General features: G+C 38.5%; 13 protein-coding genes. All 13 read right to left on the bottom strand.

Annotated elements, in window-relative coordinates; translation table 11 throughout:
• Positions 1–10: 10 nt before the first annotated feature.
• Positions 11–2,227, bottom strand: a complete 2,217-nt coding sequence (locus H7U19_RS12350) for a T9SS type A sorting domain-containing protein (RefSeq protein ID WP_186562831.1) — start codon at positions 2,225–2,227, stop codon at positions 11–13.
• Positions 2,228–2,359: 132 nt separating this feature from the next.
• Positions 2,360–4,129: an arylsulfatase gene (locus H7U19_RS12355; RefSeq protein ID WP_186562833.1), complete on the bottom strand. Its 1,770-nt coding sequence runs from the start codon at positions 4,127–4,129 to the stop codon at positions 2,360–2,362.
• A gap of 14 nt (positions 4,130–4,143) precedes the next feature.
• Positions 4,144–5,310 carry a mandelate racemase/muconate lactonizing enzyme family protein gene (locus H7U19_RS12360; RefSeq protein ID WP_222597432.1) on the bottom strand — a complete coding sequence of 389 codons (1,167 nt, stop codon included), beginning with the start codon at positions 5,308–5,310 and terminating at the stop codon, positions 4,144–4,146.
• A gap of 116 nt (positions 5,311–5,426) precedes the next feature.
• Complete coding sequence (locus H7U19_RS12365) at positions 5,427–6,749, bottom strand: MFS transporter (protein ID WP_186562835.1); 1,323 nt, start codon at positions 6,747–6,749, stop codon at positions 5,427–5,429.
• Positions 6,750–6,865: 116 nt separating this feature from the next.
• Complete coding sequence (locus H7U19_RS12370) at positions 6,866–8,590, bottom strand: RagB/SusD family nutrient uptake outer membrane protein (protein WP_186562837.1); 1,725 nt, start codon at positions 8,588–8,590, stop codon at positions 6,866–6,868.
• Between the two features lie 16 nt (positions 8,591–8,606).
• Entirely contained in the window at positions 8,607–11,831 is a 3,225-nt protein-coding gene (locus tag H7U19_RS12375; protein WP_186562839.1) for a SusC/RagA family TonB-linked outer membrane protein, read from the bottom strand.
• A gap of 202 nt (positions 11,832–12,033) precedes the next feature.
• Complete coding sequence (locus H7U19_RS12380) at positions 12,034–12,891, bottom strand: AraC family transcriptional regulator (protein ID WP_186562841.1); 858 nt, start codon at positions 12,889–12,891, stop codon at positions 12,034–12,036.
• A gap of 490 nt (positions 12,892–13,381) precedes the next feature.
• Positions 13,382–14,875, bottom strand: coding sequence for a sulfatase-like hydrolase/transferase (locus H7U19_RS12385; RefSeq protein WP_246454803.1), 1,494 nt, complete (start codon positions 14,873–14,875; stop codon positions 13,382–13,384).
• Between the two features lie 24 nt (positions 14,876–14,899).
• On the bottom strand, positions 14,900–15,256 hold the full coding sequence (locus H7U19_RS12390; protein ID WP_186562843.1) for a hypothetical protein: 357 nt from the start codon (positions 15,254–15,256) through the stop codon (positions 14,900–14,902).
• Between the two features lie 19 nt (positions 15,257–15,275).
• The gene (locus tag H7U19_RS12395; protein WP_186562845.1) at positions 15,276–16,301 is read right to left on the bottom strand and encodes a family 16 glycosylhydrolase; all 1,026 of its coding nucleotides are present in this window, start codon (positions 16,299–16,301) and stop codon (positions 15,276–15,278) included.
• Positions 16,302–16,306: 5 nt separating this feature from the next.
• Positions 16,307–17,290 carry a family 16 glycosylhydrolase gene (locus H7U19_RS12400; RefSeq protein ID WP_186562847.1) on the bottom strand — a complete coding sequence of 328 codons (984 nt, stop codon included), beginning with the start codon at positions 17,288–17,290 and terminating at the stop codon, positions 16,307–16,309.
• 24 nt (positions 17,291–17,314) lie between these two features.
• On the bottom strand, positions 17,315–18,772 hold the full coding sequence (locus H7U19_RS12405; protein WP_186563408.1) for an NAD-dependent succinate-semialdehyde dehydrogenase: 1,458 nt from the start codon (positions 18,770–18,772) through the stop codon (positions 17,315–17,317).
• A gap of 51 nt (positions 18,773–18,823) precedes the next feature.
• On the bottom strand, positions 18,824–20,002 hold the full coding sequence (locus tag H7U19_RS12410) for an enolase C-terminal domain-like protein (RefSeq protein ID WP_186562849.1): 1,179 nt from the start codon (positions 20,000–20,002) through the stop codon (positions 18,824–18,826).
• Positions 20,003–20,175 lie beyond the last annotated feature (173 nt).

Genomic DNA, 20,175 nt, shown 5'->3' on the forward strand with positions numbered 1-20,175 from the left:
GTTATAAACTTTATTCGATTATTATTTTTTTTGTTGTCATATTCGTATTAGAACCTAAAGTCATGAAATATACCCCAGGAGCTAAATTCCCTAAAGGCAACTCTAATGATTCTGTTTCTTTTTTCTGTTCAATTACCTTAACACCGGATATATTATAAACAGATATTTGTGATGTATTTGGGGAAGAAATAGTTATGATTTTTGAAGATGATTGTCTTACCGGATTGGGATAAATCATTAGGGGTTTGTGAAATTCGTCATTGGCAGTTAAAGTTCCTGAAATTCCGATATCTCCAAAATCTCCAGATACAGTTTCTGAATGACTCCACAATCTGTAATTGGTGTCTTCATTAAAAACCCAATTACTGCTATTGTTAATTGTGCTTCTTAGCGTGCCAACACTACCCATCAATTTCTCCTTATAAACACCATAATTTTGATCAGTACCTACGGTATTTGCATTATTTCCGTTGGAAAGTGCTGTTGGCAATGCACAAAACACATTGCCACCACCAGTGCCCCAACCACCGTTAAGATTTATTCCAGTAATCCAGTTGGAGGCATTTGGATCTGTAGGTTCTGAAAATGTGCCGTAAACTTGATAGATTAAAACAGAATCTCCAGAACTAGAAAGGTCAAAATCCGCGTCATCATCAGAGGATACTATTTTGCCGGCAACGTCGTGTGAAGTAGTTCCGACTGCTGATTCCACATCTGCACTAACCTGCTTCACCTGTCCATCAGAATCCAAAATAAAAATATCTCCAATAGCATGGGAAGCTCCAGCCGTCCAAGTCCAAACATCATCAATACCAAAATCTCCTGTCCAACCATCCTGTGTGCCTTTCCATGATCTGTTGGAAAACGACATTTTAGTGCCTGAAACGATATCCTTTAAAAGCATAAAAGCTACCGCACCTCCATTATTGCCTTCAGCTTTCCAACCAACAATAGCTATATCGCCAGCCGTTAAAATTGTAGCCGTATCTGCAATAGTGATTTCAGCAGGTGTCGTATTTACAACTCCCGAACTTGTAGATGTTAACGTCACTATTACGGATTCATCGCCTTCAAGGTCATTATCACCTATTACATTTACAGGGATAGAGGCACTGTTATTGCCATTTAAAATCGTTACGCTTCCTGACAACGCATTGTAATCAGTATCAGCTGTAGCAGTTCCAGTTACGTTGTAGTTTACCGTAATATCCTGAGTGGCCAAAGTACCATTAGGTAAACTGACCTTAAATGCACCATTAGTACTAGGTTCTGCGGCATCCGCAGTGGCTTGCACCGAAATTTGATTGGTTTGCCAAACCCTTAAATATTCAATTTCGTAATCTGCCGGTAAATCTGCCGCTTCCGGAAGCCCAAGCCATGGAAAGGTTTCAGAATCAAACCAAATATGATAGGGCACATCTGTCACCCATCTATCAGAATCTTCTCCATTTTGAGTCAATTCTGCTTTGGTAATAGTACCTTGTGGATGCAAAACACCATCTATATATACTTTGATGTAATCCGGCGTCCACTCAAAACCATATACATGGAATCCACTAGCGGTTTCATTATCTGCCTGAATATTTCTTGTATGTACTGGCCCGTTCCCATCCGGCAAATAGTAGGGGTTGTCTGGTGCCCAACTTATGATATTGAACTTTAGTCGTTTTCTCCACGAGGCATTGGTTTTATGTCCGCCAAACATTTCAAACATATCCAATTCCGAGCGTTCACTGGTAGCTACCGTAGTAGCATTGGTAGTCCAGAACGAACTGGTTACGGGTGCGTTTGCGGCTTTACATTTGGTTTCCATATAGCCAAATTTGAAAACTTGTTTAGTAATTACTGCCGCAGTAGTGATATTTTCGTAGGCTTCACCTGTTTCTGGATGCGTTGTAGGCGAAAATGGATAGTCCGGTTCCCATCGGGTTTGAATTTTAAGTTTGCCGTCCTCTAGCCTTACGTTATCTGTAGAAAATTGAGAAGGCGGTCTTCCCACAAAGTTGGATTGGTATTCGCCATTTTTGCCTTGTATGAGCCATTTGGTTTCATCTAAAACTAGTGCTTCAAATTCATCACTCATGCCTGCATTTAAAACCCAACCGCCTGTGTTTGAAGGATCAGAAAAGGGATATACTTGTGCTGTCAAACTATTATTCAATACAAGAACAATAGCTAAAGTGAATACTAAATTTTTGAAGTTTGAAGTAGACTTATTTTTACCCATCTATAATTAGCAATTCAATTTTTTTCAAAATTAATTACTGGATTATGTTTTTGGGAGTATAAAGTTATCTACTGTTAAGCCTATCTTATCCTAAATTATTGTTGAAAAAAGAAATCCGGGATAAAAAGCACACTAATCAAGTTTAATGACGTCTACAAATGAGGGACCTACAGGTAACCTATCCACTTTTATATAGGCATGGAAATTCCCTTCGCTTTCTGTCAATTCTACATTATCAAAAACAACTTGCTTTTGATTTTTTTTAACTGGTTTTGTTAAGTGCAACCCATTGTATTTTAAGTGTGCCACACCATCGTTTTTGATTTCAGGTAAATCCAAAGACACTTTATAAATTCCTTTTTTGGTTGTTACGCCCCAAAAGCCTAATTGGTTATCTTCAATCACTCTCGGCCCACCATAATCAAATCGTGAAATTACGCGCGGGCCTCCCCAATCAAAACGGGATAGTACCACATGAGGTTGGCTTTTATTTCCTAAATAAATACGCTGAATTCCTTTGGCGTCTCGTTCCTCTGTTACCTCGTCAAACCAATTTTCATAGCGTTGCAACATTTCATCTACAATTTCCGGGTGGTCTTTAGCGATATTGATACGTTCGCTTGGGTCTTTTTCTACATCATAAAGCTCCAAATTTTTCAACACATTTTTCAGTTCAAAATCAGTTGGTTGATGTACGATTCCATGCGGAAAATTATGCGGGCTTACCAATTTATATTTAGGGGTTCTTAATGTGAAATGCATGTATTTAAATGGTGTTGGTCCATAATGCATTTGTACAAAAAAGTCACGTTCCTTTAAGTTATCGGATTGATTTTTTGTCCATAACGGTAAAAGCGATTGCCCATCAATTTGAACATCTTTTGGTGCTTGAATGTTGCTTGCATCCAACAATGTTGGTAATATATCAATGATAGCTCCCATTGTAGAAAATTGCCTATTAGGATCAATTTTATCCGGCCACATGGCATAAAACGGCACACGGATACCAGCATCATAAACGCTGGTTTTTGTCCCTCTTAAATTGGCTACCCAACGACCGGGGTAGGAATCGTTTTTTGTTCTGCGATGTCGCGGACCGTTGTCCGACAGGAAAATAACCAGGGTATTCTTTTCAATTCCTAGTGCTTTTAGTTTATCGAGTACCCTACCAACGTTGTAGTCAATGTTATCAATCATCCCGTATGTTAAGGCATTGTCCTCATGCAAGCCCATTTCCCTAAAAGGTGCCGCTCGAGAATCTGGGACTTGCAAAGGAAAGTGCGGCAAATTAGTTGCCAAATACGCAAAAAATGGTTTGTCGTCTTCTTTGCATATAAATTCCAAAGTGGCGTCCGTAAAGATATCATCACAATAGCCTTTGTATGTTTTCGGTGTGCCATTATGCTCCAAAACGGGATCAAAATAAGTGTTCCCCGCAGGTCCTGCGGCTTGACCTATGCCCCCTCCTTTATGTACAAGTGCTTCCTGAAAACCTTGGTCAATAGGGCGCATTGGCATGTTATCGCCTAAATGCCATTTTCCAAATATCCCTGTTCTATAGCCATTGTTGCTCAAAATTTCGGCAATAGTGACTTCAGAAGTATTCATAAAATGATCTACTTGCGTAACCGCAGTTACCCCAGTTCTGTACGGATATCTACCTGTTAACAATGCTGCTCTAGTTGCCGAGCAATTGGGGTAGGTAAAAAAATGTGTCATTTCGATGCCCTGATCTCCAATGGATTCCATGTGGGGCGTTTTTAAATACGGGTTGCCGTGTGCTCCTATATCGCCATAACCTTGGTCATCGGTCATCATAATAATGATATTAGGTTTTTCATTGGATTGCGCATACGCCGCACTAAAAACGACTGTGAAAAGTATTGAGAATAATAGTTTCATTTTATCTAAATAATTTACCAATTGGTGAAAGACCCGTCTTTACGTTTTAAGCGTGGTGTTTCTACCATCTTAAATCCTTTTTTAAGGGCAAGCTCCTCATTAAATTCTACACCAAGACCGGGCGCATCTAACACTTTGTATCGATTGCCTTCCAATTTTGGTTGCACAGGATAATAATTGACATCGTCCAATCCCGGATTTTCAACTGGAGTATTCATTTCTTCCAGCCATGTAAAATTAGGACATGCGGCCGCCAAGTGAATCGTTGCGGCGGTACAAATGGGGCCAATGGGATTGTGAGGTAACAAATCAATGTAATGTGCTTCGGCCATACCCGCTACTTTCATTGCTTCTGTTAGGCCGCCAACATTGCACACATCGATTCTTGCAAATTGCGTAATGTTATTTTCTATATAGGGCATAAACTGCCATTTACTTCCAAATTCTTCACCAATGGCAAATGGTACATTCACCATTTTTCGTAATTCTTGATATACCTCCGGCGATTCATCGCGAATAGGCTCTTCAATAAAATCGAGGGTTCCAACAGGCATGCGCTGTAGAAATGAAACCGTTTCCGGAACAGACAGCCTATGGTGGTAATCGATACCTATGGTTACTTTTGTACCCACTTCTTTTCGCAAGGCCGTGACCCAATCTGCTATTATTGCAATCGAATCCCTGGGTTCAAATTCTGAGGCATATTTCCCTTCTTCATACTCGGCAGGAGCCAACCTTAGCATCCGCCAACCTGCTTCAATCAATACTTTTGCCCTAGCAATTAATTCTTCTTTGCTACTGAATCTTAATGATGCAAAACATTCTACATAATCTCGTTGTTTTCCTCCTAAAAGTTCATAAACAGGAACTTGCAATGCTTTTCCCTTGATATCATAAAGTGCAATATCGATGGCCGAAATGGCCGCCGTCAATACCCTTCCGCCTTCAAAATATTGGCCACGATACAAGTCTTGCCAAATCGCACCAATTTGCATAGGGTCTTTGCCTATCAACAATGGCCGGTAATGTTTTATAGTTCCGATAACCGCCATCTCCCTACCAGTTATACCGGATGTGCCCCAGCCGTAAATCCCCGAGTCGGTTTCTATCTTTACATTAAGCTGGCTTCTCCCTGCGATATTTGCCGGAAACACCTTAACATCTGTTATTTTAATTTTCATTTGTTTAATTTTTTTTGATTCCTCAATGTTCAAAAAATTTGAATACATTCAGGTACTCGCATAAATTTTAATCATTTTATTTTGTGAATTTGAAATGATGAAAATTCATGTTCGTCTCATGACCCTATATTTTTAATGTCATCCTTGCCTCCGTCCAATTCAATACGCTTCACCTTACCAACCACCAATAAAAATGACAGAAATCCGATGACTGTTAGAATCCCTATAAAAAACAGTGCTGGACTAAAATCGCCTTCCTGCACCAGAACTCCGATGACAAATGGTACCACAACTGCAGATAAACCTCCGATGAGATTAAACACACCTCCCACTAGCCCTATAATACGTTTTGGTGCTATTAAGGATACAAATACCCAGGTAATGGATGCAAGCCCGTTACCAAAAAAAGCTATTGTTAAAAACAGAATGATTAAAAATGTACTATCGGTAAAATTGGCGCCGATAATCAATGTTGATAATGATAAACCTATGAGTACGGGAGCTTTTCTTGCAAACTCGGGGGTTTTGCCTTTTTTAACCAAAAAATCGGATGAAAAGCCTGCTAAAAGCACACCACAAAACGCAGCCAAAAAAGGTATGGACGCCAAAAATCCGGATTTTATAAAATCGAATCCTCTATATTCAACCAAATAAGTTGGAAACCATGTTAAAAAGAAGATGGACATAGAACCCATACAGAATTGGCCCAAATAAATGCCCCATAATTTCCTGTGCTTGAAGGCTTCAAAAAAATCATTCCAGTTGAACTTTTCCTTTTCATTTGGAGTCTTCAGCTTTTTTGAAAAACCACCGCCATCTTTTATCAGTTTTAATTCGACTTTGCTTACTGTTTTATGTTGATCCGGGTCTCTGTAAAACGCATACCATACTACTGCCCAAACAATACCTATAATACCCGAAATAATCAATAATCCTCTCCAACCCACTTTATCTTGAATCAATGTTAAAACAGGGAATAAAAAGGCCAACCCGATAAACTGCCCAGATGTATAAATAGCAATAGCTGAGGCACGTTCCGTCTCTGGAAACCATTTGGTAACTATGGCATTATTTGCTGGATAGGATGGCGCTTCAAAAACCCCAATACTGGCTCTTAACCCCAATAGCACTTTGAACGAATTCACAAAACCTTGAAATAATGTTGCTACTGACCATAAAAAAAGCATCATAGCATATAAAAAGCGTAAACGCACTTTGTCGACAATAATACCCCCTGGGATTTGCAACGCCGCATAGGCAATGCCGAATACAGAAAAAATTGAGCCCATTTGTACGGTACTTAATTCTAAAGACTCGCTAATGGCGGATGCGGCCACAGAAATATTCGTCCGATCGAGGTAGTTTATCACTACCGTACCAAATATTAAAGTTAGTATGTTATAGCGTTTTTTGGAACTCTTTTTGTTTAATGATGGCATGCGGGTTTTGTTTCTTAAGGTTCAAAAAATAGAAATACCGAGGCCATTAAACACTCGGTATTTCCCAACTAAATACTAAACATAAATGATTAACAAATTACTCTATTTCATTTCTACTAGTATCCATCGTTTTGAATCAGTGCAGGAGCCTTTTCAACCTCAGACAATGGAATTGGTAAATAATATTGTTTTGTCTCCCATGGACGAGTAACGACAGTATATTCTTCAAATGTCAAAGACTCATCTAGTTGCTTTGTCCACCTTAAACCTCTTACTTCAAAACCTAAATGATCCTCAAACATCCAACGTCTTTCGTCAAAGAAACTATGCCCTTCAAATGCCAGTTCAACACGTCTTTCCCTATAAATGGCCTCAAGCAATTCTGCTCCACTGGCGGTAATTGCAGGTTGCAAAGCCCGTGCAGACACCTTATTTAAATACGTCCTTGCTTCACCATCATTTCCTAATCGCGCTTGTGCCTCTGCATAATTTAGATAGATCTCCGCCAACCTGTATAAAATGAATGGACGATTGGCTGAAATCCCTGTAACCGGAATACTTTCATCCTGAAACTTGCGGATGTTATAACCTGTTTTCGAGGCATGTCTAAAATTACCGAAGGCTTGAGCCTGAGACTCTGAGTCCTTTCCATCGGGCACAACAGTGTTATCGACGGATAGGGCATAATCAATCTCACGACCTCTAAATTGAGCACCTTGAAAATTGATGTTGGCATAGTACCTCATTTCCCTTCCTGTATTCGGATTCATTGGGTCGTATGTTGCACCTTCAGTTGTGGTTCCATCCGCCATATTGTATTGAAGAATGTAATTGTGAGTTGGGGAAGACAATGCCCACCCGTCAAAACCTCTTGGAGACTGGGTTTTATCCCAAAGCGAGTTAGCATCCGTTCCAAAATCATACAGTTGGCTACCATATGGCCTTGCAAAAATAATATCGTCATTTGGCGATAAAAACAATTTTTGATAGGCATCAGCGCTCCCAACAGCTATTAGGTCCCTGGCTCCAACAAGGTCAATTACGGCTTTTGCCGCATCGGCAGCATCCTGCCATTTTGATCCCTTGGAATAAGTATAAAATTCTAAATTGGTGGCCTGGGGTGCCATTGCTGGGTCGTGCAAATCACTTGCAGCATATAACAATGTGCGAGATTTAACAGCCAATGCTGCTAATTTTGAAGCACGTCCAAAATTATCGCCTGTTTGTGTTAGTGGCAATACAGCCGCAGCCTCGTCCAGCTCCTTAACGATAAAATCCACACACTCTTCATACGTATTTCTAGGAATATTAAAATTATCATCCAGACTAGCAGCGGTTGTTATAATCGGCACACCTCCATAGAATTTAATTAATTTACTATAAAGATTTGCTCTTAAAAATTTCATTTCAGCTACCAAAACGGCAACTCTTTCAGGGTCAGCTTGCTGTGCTGGGCTACCTTCAACAAGTTCAAAGAACAAGTTGGCCTGTCGTACATAAGTCCAATAAGTACTCCACTTGTCCCCAAAAAAACCAACATTCCCAGCGGTCCATCCACGTCTTAATCCTAAAATATCAAGATTATTAAAGTTGAATTTTGATTCAAATGAAGCATTTTCAATATTGAATCGTCTTGTCCACCATTTGGATTTGTTCAAGCCCCAACTCTCAGTACTGTTATAAGTTGAGAACAATAAAAGTTCTACCTGGTCAGGAGTACTGAGCACAAGGTCACTTGCGAAGGAATCGGTTACGTTAATATCCAAATCATCATCACAACTATTCACTGTAAAAAGTAATATTACAGTAAAAAATAGATTTAAAAATTTAATATTTTTCATGTTTTTCATATTTTTTTTAGAAACTAAAATTCAACCCGACAGTATACGTTTTTAGCGGTGTATACGTCGCACTTCTAAAGTTGTTATATCCTGTTGCTTCGGGATCTAATCCCATATCATAAATATCAGAGAACATTGTTAATAAATTGAAACCTCTCACAAATATTTTAAGATCCCCCAACTTAATTTTTTCTTTGGTTAAAGTATATCCCAATTCAACTTCTTTTAACCTTAAAAAAGATGCATCTTGGTAATATAAATCAGCTCCTTGAAAGCCTGCATTAACATCGGATGTTGGTCCTTCGCTTTGCACACCACTATACTGATCGCCAGGAGCGAACGCTCTAGGATAGCTTGCGTTTCTATTATTTGGTGTCCACCTATTATTAAACACGAAATCTGGCTTGGCCCCATCTTGGTCAAAGAACACCAAGGTTTCAGCTTCCGCCTGCCCTTGTAACAAGAAATTAAAATTGAAGCCCTGATAGTTTAGGCCTCCGTAAATACCGTATTGTATTTCTGGAATGTTTGAAGTATCTGTTCTCACCCGGTCGCCCGCTCCAATTGAGCCGTCATCATCTGTATCTAAATAAATCGGTTCTCCTTCTACGGTTCCATCCAGCTTAACGTCGGTTGCATCTACTTGAGCCTGGTCTCTAAATATTCCAGCAGTTGGATAAACAATGTAGGAGTCTATAGGACGGCCTTCACGTTTTAAGAATGGCGAAACATTTGCCGGTTCGGCCAAAAACACTACTTCGTTTCTAGCCTGGGAAAAGTTCGCTCCAATATTATAATCGACCTTACCTATTCTATCCGCCCATGACAATTCAAATTCAAAACCAAAGTTTTTGGTAACACCTAAATTTTCAGCAGGCAATTGATTACCTGTTAAACCAATGAAATCAGGTATCTCAGCACCTCGAGTTATCAAAATACCACTACGTTTTTGATAGAAATAATTTATATCTCCGTTTAGTCTGTTGCCAAATAAGGAAAAATTAAATCCAAGGTTCTTCATGTCAGCAGTTTCCCAAGTTATATCCGGATTTGCAATCCTTGCCAGTCTGTATGCATTGGAAAACGTTCCATTTTCGCCAAAAACATAATAATTCGGTATTGGTGCATTTAATGGGTTGGCTGTTCCGTTATCCGTTCCGTAATCAAACAATGACAAGAATTGGTTTGGACCAATACGGTCGTTACCCATTTCAGACCAAGATGCTCTTATCTTCAAAGCGTCTAACCAACTTATATTTTCCATAAAAGACTCCTTGTGCAATGCCCAAGAAACAGCAACACTTGGGAAGGTACCAAAACGATTTCCGGGACCAAAATTACTAGACCCGTCGTGACGTATTGTTAAATCAATAAAATATTTCTTTTGAAAATCGTATGATAATGAACCAAAGTAATCCTGTCTTGCAAATTCAGAACTTGAGCCATTGGATGCTTGGTTTTCGGTAGACCCCTGGAACAACTCACCATTACCTGGGTCAGGGAAACCTCCTCTTTTCTCGGCAAAAAAATTGCGCGTATTGGAATTTAACCTTTCCATACCTATGAATGCATTTACGGAATGATCACCAAACACATTGGAGTAGTGCAATCTGGCATTGTAAATTTGCTCATCAAATTTCCAGAAACTTTCGCGCAATGTTCTAAGTGTACCTTGTTGGTTTGAACCAATTGCAGTATCAAAACCTCCAGATCCATCTGGCACATAATAAGTCCATGGTGTGTACCATGACTTTGTATCATTGTTGAGTCTTCTTAATCCAGCAAAACCTTTAACACTCAAGCCTTCCAACAATGAGTCGAGCCCCCAGTCAACAGTAAACCTTGAAGTAAGGGTGTTGCTTATTGTCTTCACAAAACCAGATGCATTGCTTGAAGTAATAACCGGGTTTCCTTCGTCACCACCTCTAGCCGGTAAACCGTTAGGATAAACCCCAATTTCAGTTGGCGGTATAGTGAATATTAACTTGTAAATATTTGAGTCATTCACGCCTGGCTCTTCGGTTTTACCAAATCTCCCTGCTACATCAACACCAAATTTAAAATTGTCGGTAATATTCACATCAATATTGGTACGCAATTGATGTTGCTTAAAACCTAAATCCCTAGATCTATACATACCCTTCTGGTCAATAAAATCACCACTAACGAAATACTTAACATTCTCTGTACCACCTGAGATAGAAAGCGAGTTTCTGGATTCAGGCGCTGTGTCCGCAAATGTCAAATCCACCCAGTCTGTATTAGGAAAATTTAAAGGATCGCTCCCTGAGGCATAGTTGTTAATCTCCTCTTGAGTAAAAGGTAATGCATCTCCATTTCTCTCTGCTATCTCATTTCTGTAAATGGCAAATTGTTCAGACGACATTAAACTAGGTCTGACAGTAAATGAAGAGAAATTCAAAGTACTTGAAAAATTAATTTTTGGCTTGCCCGATTTACCGCGTTTGGTAGTAATCAATATAACTCCGTTAGCCGCTCTTGATCCGTAGATAGCGGCAGCACCATCCTTTAGTACAGTTAAGGAAGCAATATCCTGAGGCGCTAATTGAGAAAAGGAACCCGAAGGAATACCATCAATAAGTATTAGGGGAGAGTTGTTCCCTAAAGTGGATTTTCCGCGAATCAATATAGTTGTAGCATCATCGTTAGTGTTTCCACCAGCACCATTACCTGCCCCGGGATAACCACCACGGTCACTAATTATAAGACCTGAAGCTCTACCTGCCAAGGACTTGGCAACATCCTTACTGGAAGATTGCTCAATAGCTTCACTCCCAATCGTGCTTACAGATCCCGTAAGCTCCCCTCTGGTTTTAGTAGAGTAACCCACAACCACAACCTCATCTAATCCTGCGATATCCGCTTCCAGAATAACGTTAATTGAAGTTTTATTTCCCACAGTTATTTCTTGGGTTTTATACCCTACGTAAGAGAATATAAGCACCGCTTTTTCATTTTCTACCGAAATTGAAAAGTTTCCATCAAAATCTGTTTGAGTTCCTTTTGAAGAACCCTTCACTAGGATGTTTACCCCCGGCAAGGGGCCTTCAGTATCGGAGACTGTACCTGATACTTCAATGGTTTGAGTTTCTTTAGAAATTTCCATAGTTGCAGTTGTGTCCAGCTTTGTTATCTCAGTAATAGAGACAGTTGAGCTGTAACCATAAATACTAAATGCAACTGAGCAGAAGACTCCTAAAATTAATTTTAGTTTTTTCATACGATAATTTAGTTTAGTTAATAATGTAGTCATGTTAAAATTATTAATGGAAAACCCTTTTGATGCTTAATCAAAAAAACGGCTATTAACCATTATGAATTCCTGAACAAAGGAAAAGATTAAATCCGCTAGGGGATAGCAAAAATTTACCCTATGCTTAGTGAATTTTAACTAAATCTATATAGTAATTATGAGTCAAATTTTAAACAGCCTCTCTATACTGCTTTGGCGTACTGCCCATGATTCTTTTGAATTGCTTATTGAAGTTAGTAATAGAATTATATCCAACTAAAAAGCAAACATCATTTACAGCAAAGGTTTCCTGAACAAGGATTCTTGAAGCATTTCTGATACGCACCTCATTCAAAAATTCGGTAAACGATTTATTAGTTTTTTTCTTGAAGAACCGACAGAAGGAGTTAGGCGTCATGCAGGCGATGTCCGATACATCCTCCAAGGCTATCGTCTTCCCGTAGTTATCCGAAATGTACCTCAATACTCTGTCTATTCTATGTGCACCTTTTGGGGTATATTGCCTCATGTCAGATGAAGACAATAATTGTTTATCGCTAACAATTGAAAGCCGGTGCAAAATATCCAACAGTTTTATATACTGTTCCGTGTTGCTTAAACCTGGCAAGCCTATAAGTTCACCCTTCATGGAGTCTGATACATTTTTCCCAAAGCTTATACCGTACTTAGAATCAGATAGCATCCTATTTATTGCTGTAAATTCGGGTGTATCAAAAGTATTTTCCCCTATAAAGTTTTTATAAAACTTGATGACGACTGTTTTGACCGTTTTTTCACTGCCCTCGCTGTAGTAGGACACATCATTTCTCCATAAATGTGGCAAGTTTGAACCTACGAGAACCAAATCACCGGGCTCAAAAGGAGAGACACTATCTCCCACAAATCGAATTCCAGTACTTCTGGAAATATACAACAATTCAAATTCCGGATGATAGTGCCAAGCGGAATCCAAGCAAGGCTTTTCCTTGGTAAAGACGTTCAATCTTGAATTTGTAAAACTCTCGGTATTTTTTAATACTAATTTCATACTTCAAAATTAAGTGAATCGAGCCAAGCCATTTCACCTATAATTACCCCTTTATAGTACAAATTTACCCTATATTACAATTTTACCCTTAAAAAAAGATAAAAACAAACCAAACTAATACTTAAATAATTGATTTAATGTAAGTTACGTTTTTTTATAGAAAATCAAATAGGTTAATATGCAATAAGGCTCTTTAAAAACCCACTCAAATTTAACCATAAACCTAAACAAATGGGGTAAATTTACAATATACACATATACATCGACTTCAATTTGCAGCATTTATAGGACAATAAATGGTAAAATAATGCTAAAGATTTAAAGAATGTTAGTTAGAATATTGGGTTTACGTTGAGACACATAAGTAAGTCAACCCTTTAATGAAGCATAAAGCTCAAATCACTATTAAAGAACAAAAGCCTCACAACCTTTTAAGGTTGTGAGGCTTTATTCGTATTGCTCAGATAAAATCTCTAAGTTCAAGAATGAACTAATTCAAAGCAAAGGTTTTATCAAAATTGGGCATACCATCCGCTCTCCATTGCTCACCTTCTTTTTCAATATGAAACCATTGTGGTTCCACATGGGTCTTGCTCCATCGACTACCCATTCTAACGAGGTTTGCTAAGATTTCAGGATGCTGGGTGCTTAAATCATTGTTCTCCTCAATATCAGCTTCAATGTCAAATAACCTCCATTTTTGTTGATACACCTTCAGGGCTTTCCATCTATCCTGTCGGACTGCCACATCAGAATAGCCTTTTCTATGGCGCATAATAAAGAGTGGGGATTCGGGTCTCGGATTTTCATTCTTCAGAAAAGGTTTCCAAATATCCTTTCCGTCCAATTGCTTCTCTTCTGGAATTTTGGCGTTTGCTAAACCCGCAAAAGTTGGATAAAAATCAAGGGATGATATTGGATAAGTAAATTTTTTTCCTGCAGGCACCACATTGGGCCAGTGCAAAAATGTTGGAACACGGAAACCGCCTTCATACGCGCTTCCTTTTCCTTCCTTTAGCGGAAAGTTGTTTGCACCAGCTTTTGTTTTACCGCCGTTGTCGCTAGAGAACACAATCAGCGTATTGTCAAATTGGTGGGTTTCTTTAAGTTTTTCCACTATTCGCTTTACACCTCTATCTACGGCATAAACCATGGCTGCATAAGTTCTTCGCTTTTTGTCTTCTATATGCGAAAATAATTTTAAATCCTCTTCTTTGGCTTCCAAAGGTGTATGTGGTGCGTTATACGATAAATACAAAAAGAAAGGCTGATCCTTTTTGCCGGATGCCTCCGAAATAAAACGTACGGCCTCGCGGGATAAGCCATCGGTTACATATTCGTTCTCCTCCACTTCTTTACCATTATGCTCCAAAGGCCGAAGGTATTCCCAAACAAATGCTCTGCCATTTGCCTTTTGACGTTGGTAGGCCTCCTTAAACTGTTCAGGAAAATAGTTGTGTCCCCCTCCCAAAAACCCATAAAAATCATCAAAGCCTCTTTGATTTGGATGGAATTGTTGCTGATATCCTAAGTGCCATTTTCCAATCACACCCGTATAATACCCCGACTTCTGCAACACCCGACTTATAAAGGTTTCATCAACGTCGATACCTTTGGACTCATCGCCTTCGGTAGGGAGATTAAACTGAGAGCCAAATTTATGCGCATACCTACCCGCCAGCAAACTGGCTCTACTTGGACCACAAAATGGATGCGCCATATAAGCATCGGTACAAATCGTACCATTGCTTGCCAACATATCCAAATTAGGAGTTGAGATATCTTTTGAGCCACTAAATCCCACATCGGCATACCCTAAATCGTCACATAAAATCAATAATATATTTGGCCTTGTGGCAATATCGGAAACTTTTTCAGTTGTACCCATTGCCAAATCATTCTTATTATTCTTTGAGGAATCGCAACCAATGAATCCCACGATTACAAAACATAGAATAAAGATAGTTTTATGTGGACATCCCATATCTTAATTTACTTAGAAGTGAATTTATTTAAGATTCTTTAACTCCTCACGCATCCGCTTTAAAAATGGTGCCACCTCTGCATAAGGCTTTCCAGCAAGCTGAGAGAAATAAGAATTAAATGTTTTACTCGCTTCTTTTGTAATTTCTTTTCTTTCTTCAGAAGTAATTTCCCCTGCTTTCATTTTTTCATTTGAAGAAATAAAAGCTGTAACCATTTCCATTCTATTTTGTCGTAGGTCTTCCTGCTGATCTTCAGTTAAACTATACTCCTTAGCTGCTTGTGCTACAAAATGATTGTTTTGTTTTTCGTGCCATTTGCTTTGACCAAAAGTCGATGATACAGCAGCTAAGATAAAAATTAAGAAAATTATTTTTTTCATGGTTTTTGTTTTTATTTATTTAACTTCTTTTTTGCCAAACCCTAACGTATTCAATCTCAAAATCTAATACACCATCCTGCTTTTCCGATTCTGGACTTTTAGCTTCTAATTCTTCTTTGGACTTTGGAATATCGTGCCAAGGAAACGCTTCTTGATCCAACCACAAGGCAATTGGCCTATCCGCAACATAGCCATTATAATCATCGGGCAAGGTTATTTTTCTGCGATTAGCTTTTGCCCAAGCGGTAACTTCATCCGCCGTAACTTGGGAAAACAATTTGCCATCCACATAATATTTCATACCGTTTTCATCCCATTCGATACCATAAATATGAAAATCGTCCGCTACTCTAAACCCTAAATCCTTTCTTTCGGTATAAACCGGTTTTCCGGTAACGGGCTTATTCCAATCCCGGATTGACCACCAAAGTTGGCTATCTAAATGTTTTTTATTTGGATTTCCCGTACCCCCAAAAAGTTCGAAGAAATCAATTTCCAAATGATCGCCCATAGCCCAAAAGGCACTGGAAATAGGCCCATCAGCCGCCATACTTTTTATTTCTATATAGCCATATTTAAACTCGTTTCTTCCGATAAAGCACGCTGTTGTGATGTTTTCATAGGGCATCGCTTCACCAAAAACCGGTTTTCTGATTTCGGGGCTAAATGGAAAATCTGGTTCCCATCTGGTTTCAAGAATTAGTTTTCCATCTTCCAGCCTGTAGTTTCGTCCTGAAAATTGGGAAGGTGCCCGCCCTTTCCATACCTTTTTGTTTGGCATATCTGGGTGTTTATAAAATGGCTCGCCATTCTTAAATTTTCCCACGATATACCATTTTCTCTCATCGATTTCTGCTGAGTCAAATTCATCGCTTACCAATTTATCCAATACCCAATTCCCTTCGTTGTTTGGATCGGTGTGAGGTAAAACTTGAGTTGCGTTTGTTTTGTTTGTAGTATTTTTTGAGGAGTTACACCCAACAATAAATAGTGCTGAAAAAATAATAGCTCCAAAAAATAGGATTTCTTTAATTTTAATATTCATTTAATTTATTTTTTTTGCCAAACGCGTATATATTCAATCTCGTAGTCGGCAGGTAAATCTTGTTCTTCCGGCAATCCCAACCAGGGGAACGTTTCAGAATCAAACCAAATATGATACGGTGTATCCGTAACCCATCGATTGGGGTCAGTACCATTATTTGTTAAAGCCGTTTTGGTTATAGTGCCTTGTGGGTGCAATTCGCCATCCACATAAATTTTTATAAATTCTGGCGACCATTCAAAACCGTACACATGGAAATCGCTTGCGGTTTCATGCCCTACCTGAATATTATCGCTATACACAGGCCCATTACCTCCGGGCAGGTAATATGGATTGTTTGGTTCCCAGCTTATTATGTTGAATTTAAGACGTTTTCTCCATGAAGCATTGGTTTTGTGACCGCCAAAAGTCTCAAACATATCAAGTTCAGATTTTAGATCCGCATTTTTTTCATTTGTGGTCCAAAACGAGCTGGTTATTTGTGCATTAGCCGACTTAGACTTGATTTCCATATAGCCGTATTTAAACACATTTTTGCTAATTACAGCTGCGGTGGTAATGTTTTCAAATTTCTCACCAGTATTTGGATTTGTTTTAGGTGAAAAATTATAATCTGGTTCCCATCTTGTTTGAATTTTAAGCTTTCCATCTTCCAAGCGCACATTATCCGTTGAAAACTGCGAAGGCGGTCGGCCTCTAAAGTTTGATTGGTATTCACCGTTTCTGCCTTGAACTAACCACTTATCTTCATCTAAAGCGACAGCTTCAAACTCATCGCTCATTTCTGAATTTAAAACCCAACCGCCAACATTATCCTGATCCGATAAGGGGAAACCTGAATTAACATCTACCTCATCCTCTTCCATTTGATCGATAGGTTTATTTCTGGCATCAATATCTTCTCTAAAACAAGACACCATAACACCTAAAAACAGGTACAAAAAGAGCATAAATGCCCTAGCGAACAGCATATTTCTTTTCGATTTCACCTCAATTATTTTATTGTAATCTTTTTATAATAGAGCAGTAGAAACTCTTTTCTTAACTAAATAATCCTCTAAAGCTAGATGAGAACAGTCATGCCCTATACCACTATTTTTAAAACCTCCATGTGGTAAGTATATCGCATATTTTACGCCATTAATTTGAACTTCTCCAAATTCTAATTCCTCAGTAAATCTCTCTATTCTTTTATGATCGTTCGTGAATATGTATGATGCTAATCCAAATTCAGTATCATTCGCCAACTCTATAACTTCATCATCAGTTTCAAAAGGCATTACGCCCGCCACTGGCCCAAAAGTTTCCTGATTGAATACAGTCATATCCATATTTACACCTGATAAAATTGTTGGTTCCATCCAATTACCTCCTTCTGGCAAATGCTCTGGAATCTTTCCTCCGAATTCTATTTTTGCACCTTTACTAACAGCATCTTCTATAATATCAAACATACGATCTCTTCCACCACTTGATGCTAAAGGCCCCATAAAGACATCTTCGTTCTCTTTTGTACCGAAACCAACTTTTATTTCTGATGCTCTTTTTACATATTCCGCTAAAAATTTATCGTAAATGCTTTTATGCACAAAAATTCTGTTTGCAGCAACACATATTTGCCCTGAATTGCCAAATTTTAAGCCTATAGCTAAATCCAATGCTACATCTAAATCCGCATCTTCAAAAACAATAAATGGCGCATTTCCACCCAACTCCATTCCCAATTTTTTGATGGACGTAGTACTATCTGCAATTACTTTCTGTCCTGTTTGGGTTGACCCAATCATTGTTATTACAGCTGGAATTTTACTAGTTGTCATAGTAGTTGCTACTTCACTACTCGGACCTGCTAAGATATTGACTACCCCTGCAGGAAAATTTATATCGTGCAATATTTCGCCAACCAAATAAGAAGATAAAGGCGATATTCCGGAAGGTTTAATAATTAAGGAACATCCGGATGCTAATGCAGGCCCTATTTTATAGCCGACGTTAAGCAATGGGAAATTCCACGCCAAATAGGCTACAGCGACACCTGCGGGTTGAGAAATCATTTTATGCGTATGCGTATTGTCATGATCTGGAATTTGCTCCTCCCGTAAATTTTGCATAGCACTCGGGTACCACTCCAAAGCCTCAGTGAGTCTGTCAATGTCTTCTTGAGAACCAGCATACGTTTTTCCCATTTCATGAACCATAGCTGTTCTTAGAATTTCTTCTTTCTCTAAAATGGCGTCACGTAATTTGAGCATCCATTTAGTTCTTTCTGCTAAAGAAAGTTTTGACCAATATTTGAATCCACGTTGTGCAGATTCAAGCGCTTTTTTGGCATCAGCAACTCCAGCTCTTGCAACTTGAGCAATCACTTCTCCCGTTGCGGGACAAACAACATCATCTTTCTCTCCACTTGCCGCGTCAATTAATTTACCATCTATATATAGTTTCTTATAGCCGTATTTTTCAACTTTCATTATCAATTTTTATCGTGAATTTTGGTTATTCTGTTTAAAAGCCTTTCTAAGCTATTTTACTTTGTATATTTTTTGAAGTACTTCTATATCAACTTCCTCAACACTAGAAGCATATTTATGGAGTACCTTTTCATTTATATCAATACCCAGACCAGGTCTTTTAGGCACCTCTATCATACCATCTTTCATTTTTATGGATGGAAAACATAATTTATCTCTTAAACCGTTTTCGGTTTGGTCATATTCCATTAAAAAATCGGGTTGATACATACGTCCTGGTACAGATTCTATATTTGAAATAAAATGCAAAGCTACATGCAATCCAATTGCCGTTCCCCAAGTATGTGGAATAATATCTACACCATTTGCACTTGCCAAAGCCCCAATTCGTTTAGCCTCGGTAAGACCACCACTTGCACAAATATCAGGCTGAATAATATCTACTGATTTACTTTCAATCAACTGTCTGAAACCAAATCTCAAGTATTCACATTCTCCACCAGATATAGGTATAGTTGTTTTTTGCCTTAACTCACTATATTGATCGTAAAATTCAGGTGATAAAGGCTCTTCAAACCAACTAATATCATATTTTTCAATCTTTCTCGCTAGTTCAGTAGCCTCTCTTAATGTATAGGCGTGATTGGAATCCACCATCAATTGGATATCAGGGCCAATGATTTCTCGCATGTACTTAACATTATTCACATCCTCCTTAATGCCAAGTCCAACCTTCATTTTCATCGCTTTAAACCCTTGAGAAATATATAGTTCAGCCTCCTCCTTAAAAGTTTTAGAAGGATTCTTATGATCTGTAAAATAAAGACCTGTTGCATACGGTCTAACCCTATCACGATGTGCCCCACCTAGCAATGTTGAGACAGGCAAACTTAAAAGTTTTCCTTTCAAGTCCCAAATAGCGATATCAATCGCGCTCATGGAAGCCACTAAAATCCCTCTTCTGGCAAAGTCAAGTGTCTTGCGGTACATTTTGTTCCAAATCACCTCATTTTCCAAGGCATTTTCACCAATAACAAAGGGCTCCAAAAGTTTAATACCAGCTTCTAAAACCGATGCCGGCCCATAGCCCTCTCCCCAACCATAAGTACCATCCTTAGCAGTTACTTTTACAATACAAATACATCTTTCCGAATACTCCCATTGGGAAAAGAAAAAGCTTTTCGACAACTTATCCTTTAAGACAAATGTTTCAATTTTTTTTATAACCACAACTGTACTATTTTTAAAATTAAAAATTACTCTTTTAGTATTTCTATACTTTTGTAAGACTCTACTAAATAGACTTCCAAATTAGGTTTTAATAATTATTTAGTTGTTTATTAAATTACCCTCGAAGTAACCAATTTTACCTTATTTAGAAATTCTCTAGTTAACTTAGCAAT

Origin of the sequence: Hyunsoonleella aquatilis (assembly GCF_014270105.1) — a bacterium.
In the GTDB taxonomy this organism is placed as follows: domain Bacteria; phylum Bacteroidota; class Bacteroidia; order Flavobacteriales; family Flavobacteriaceae; genus Jejuia; species Jejuia aquatilis.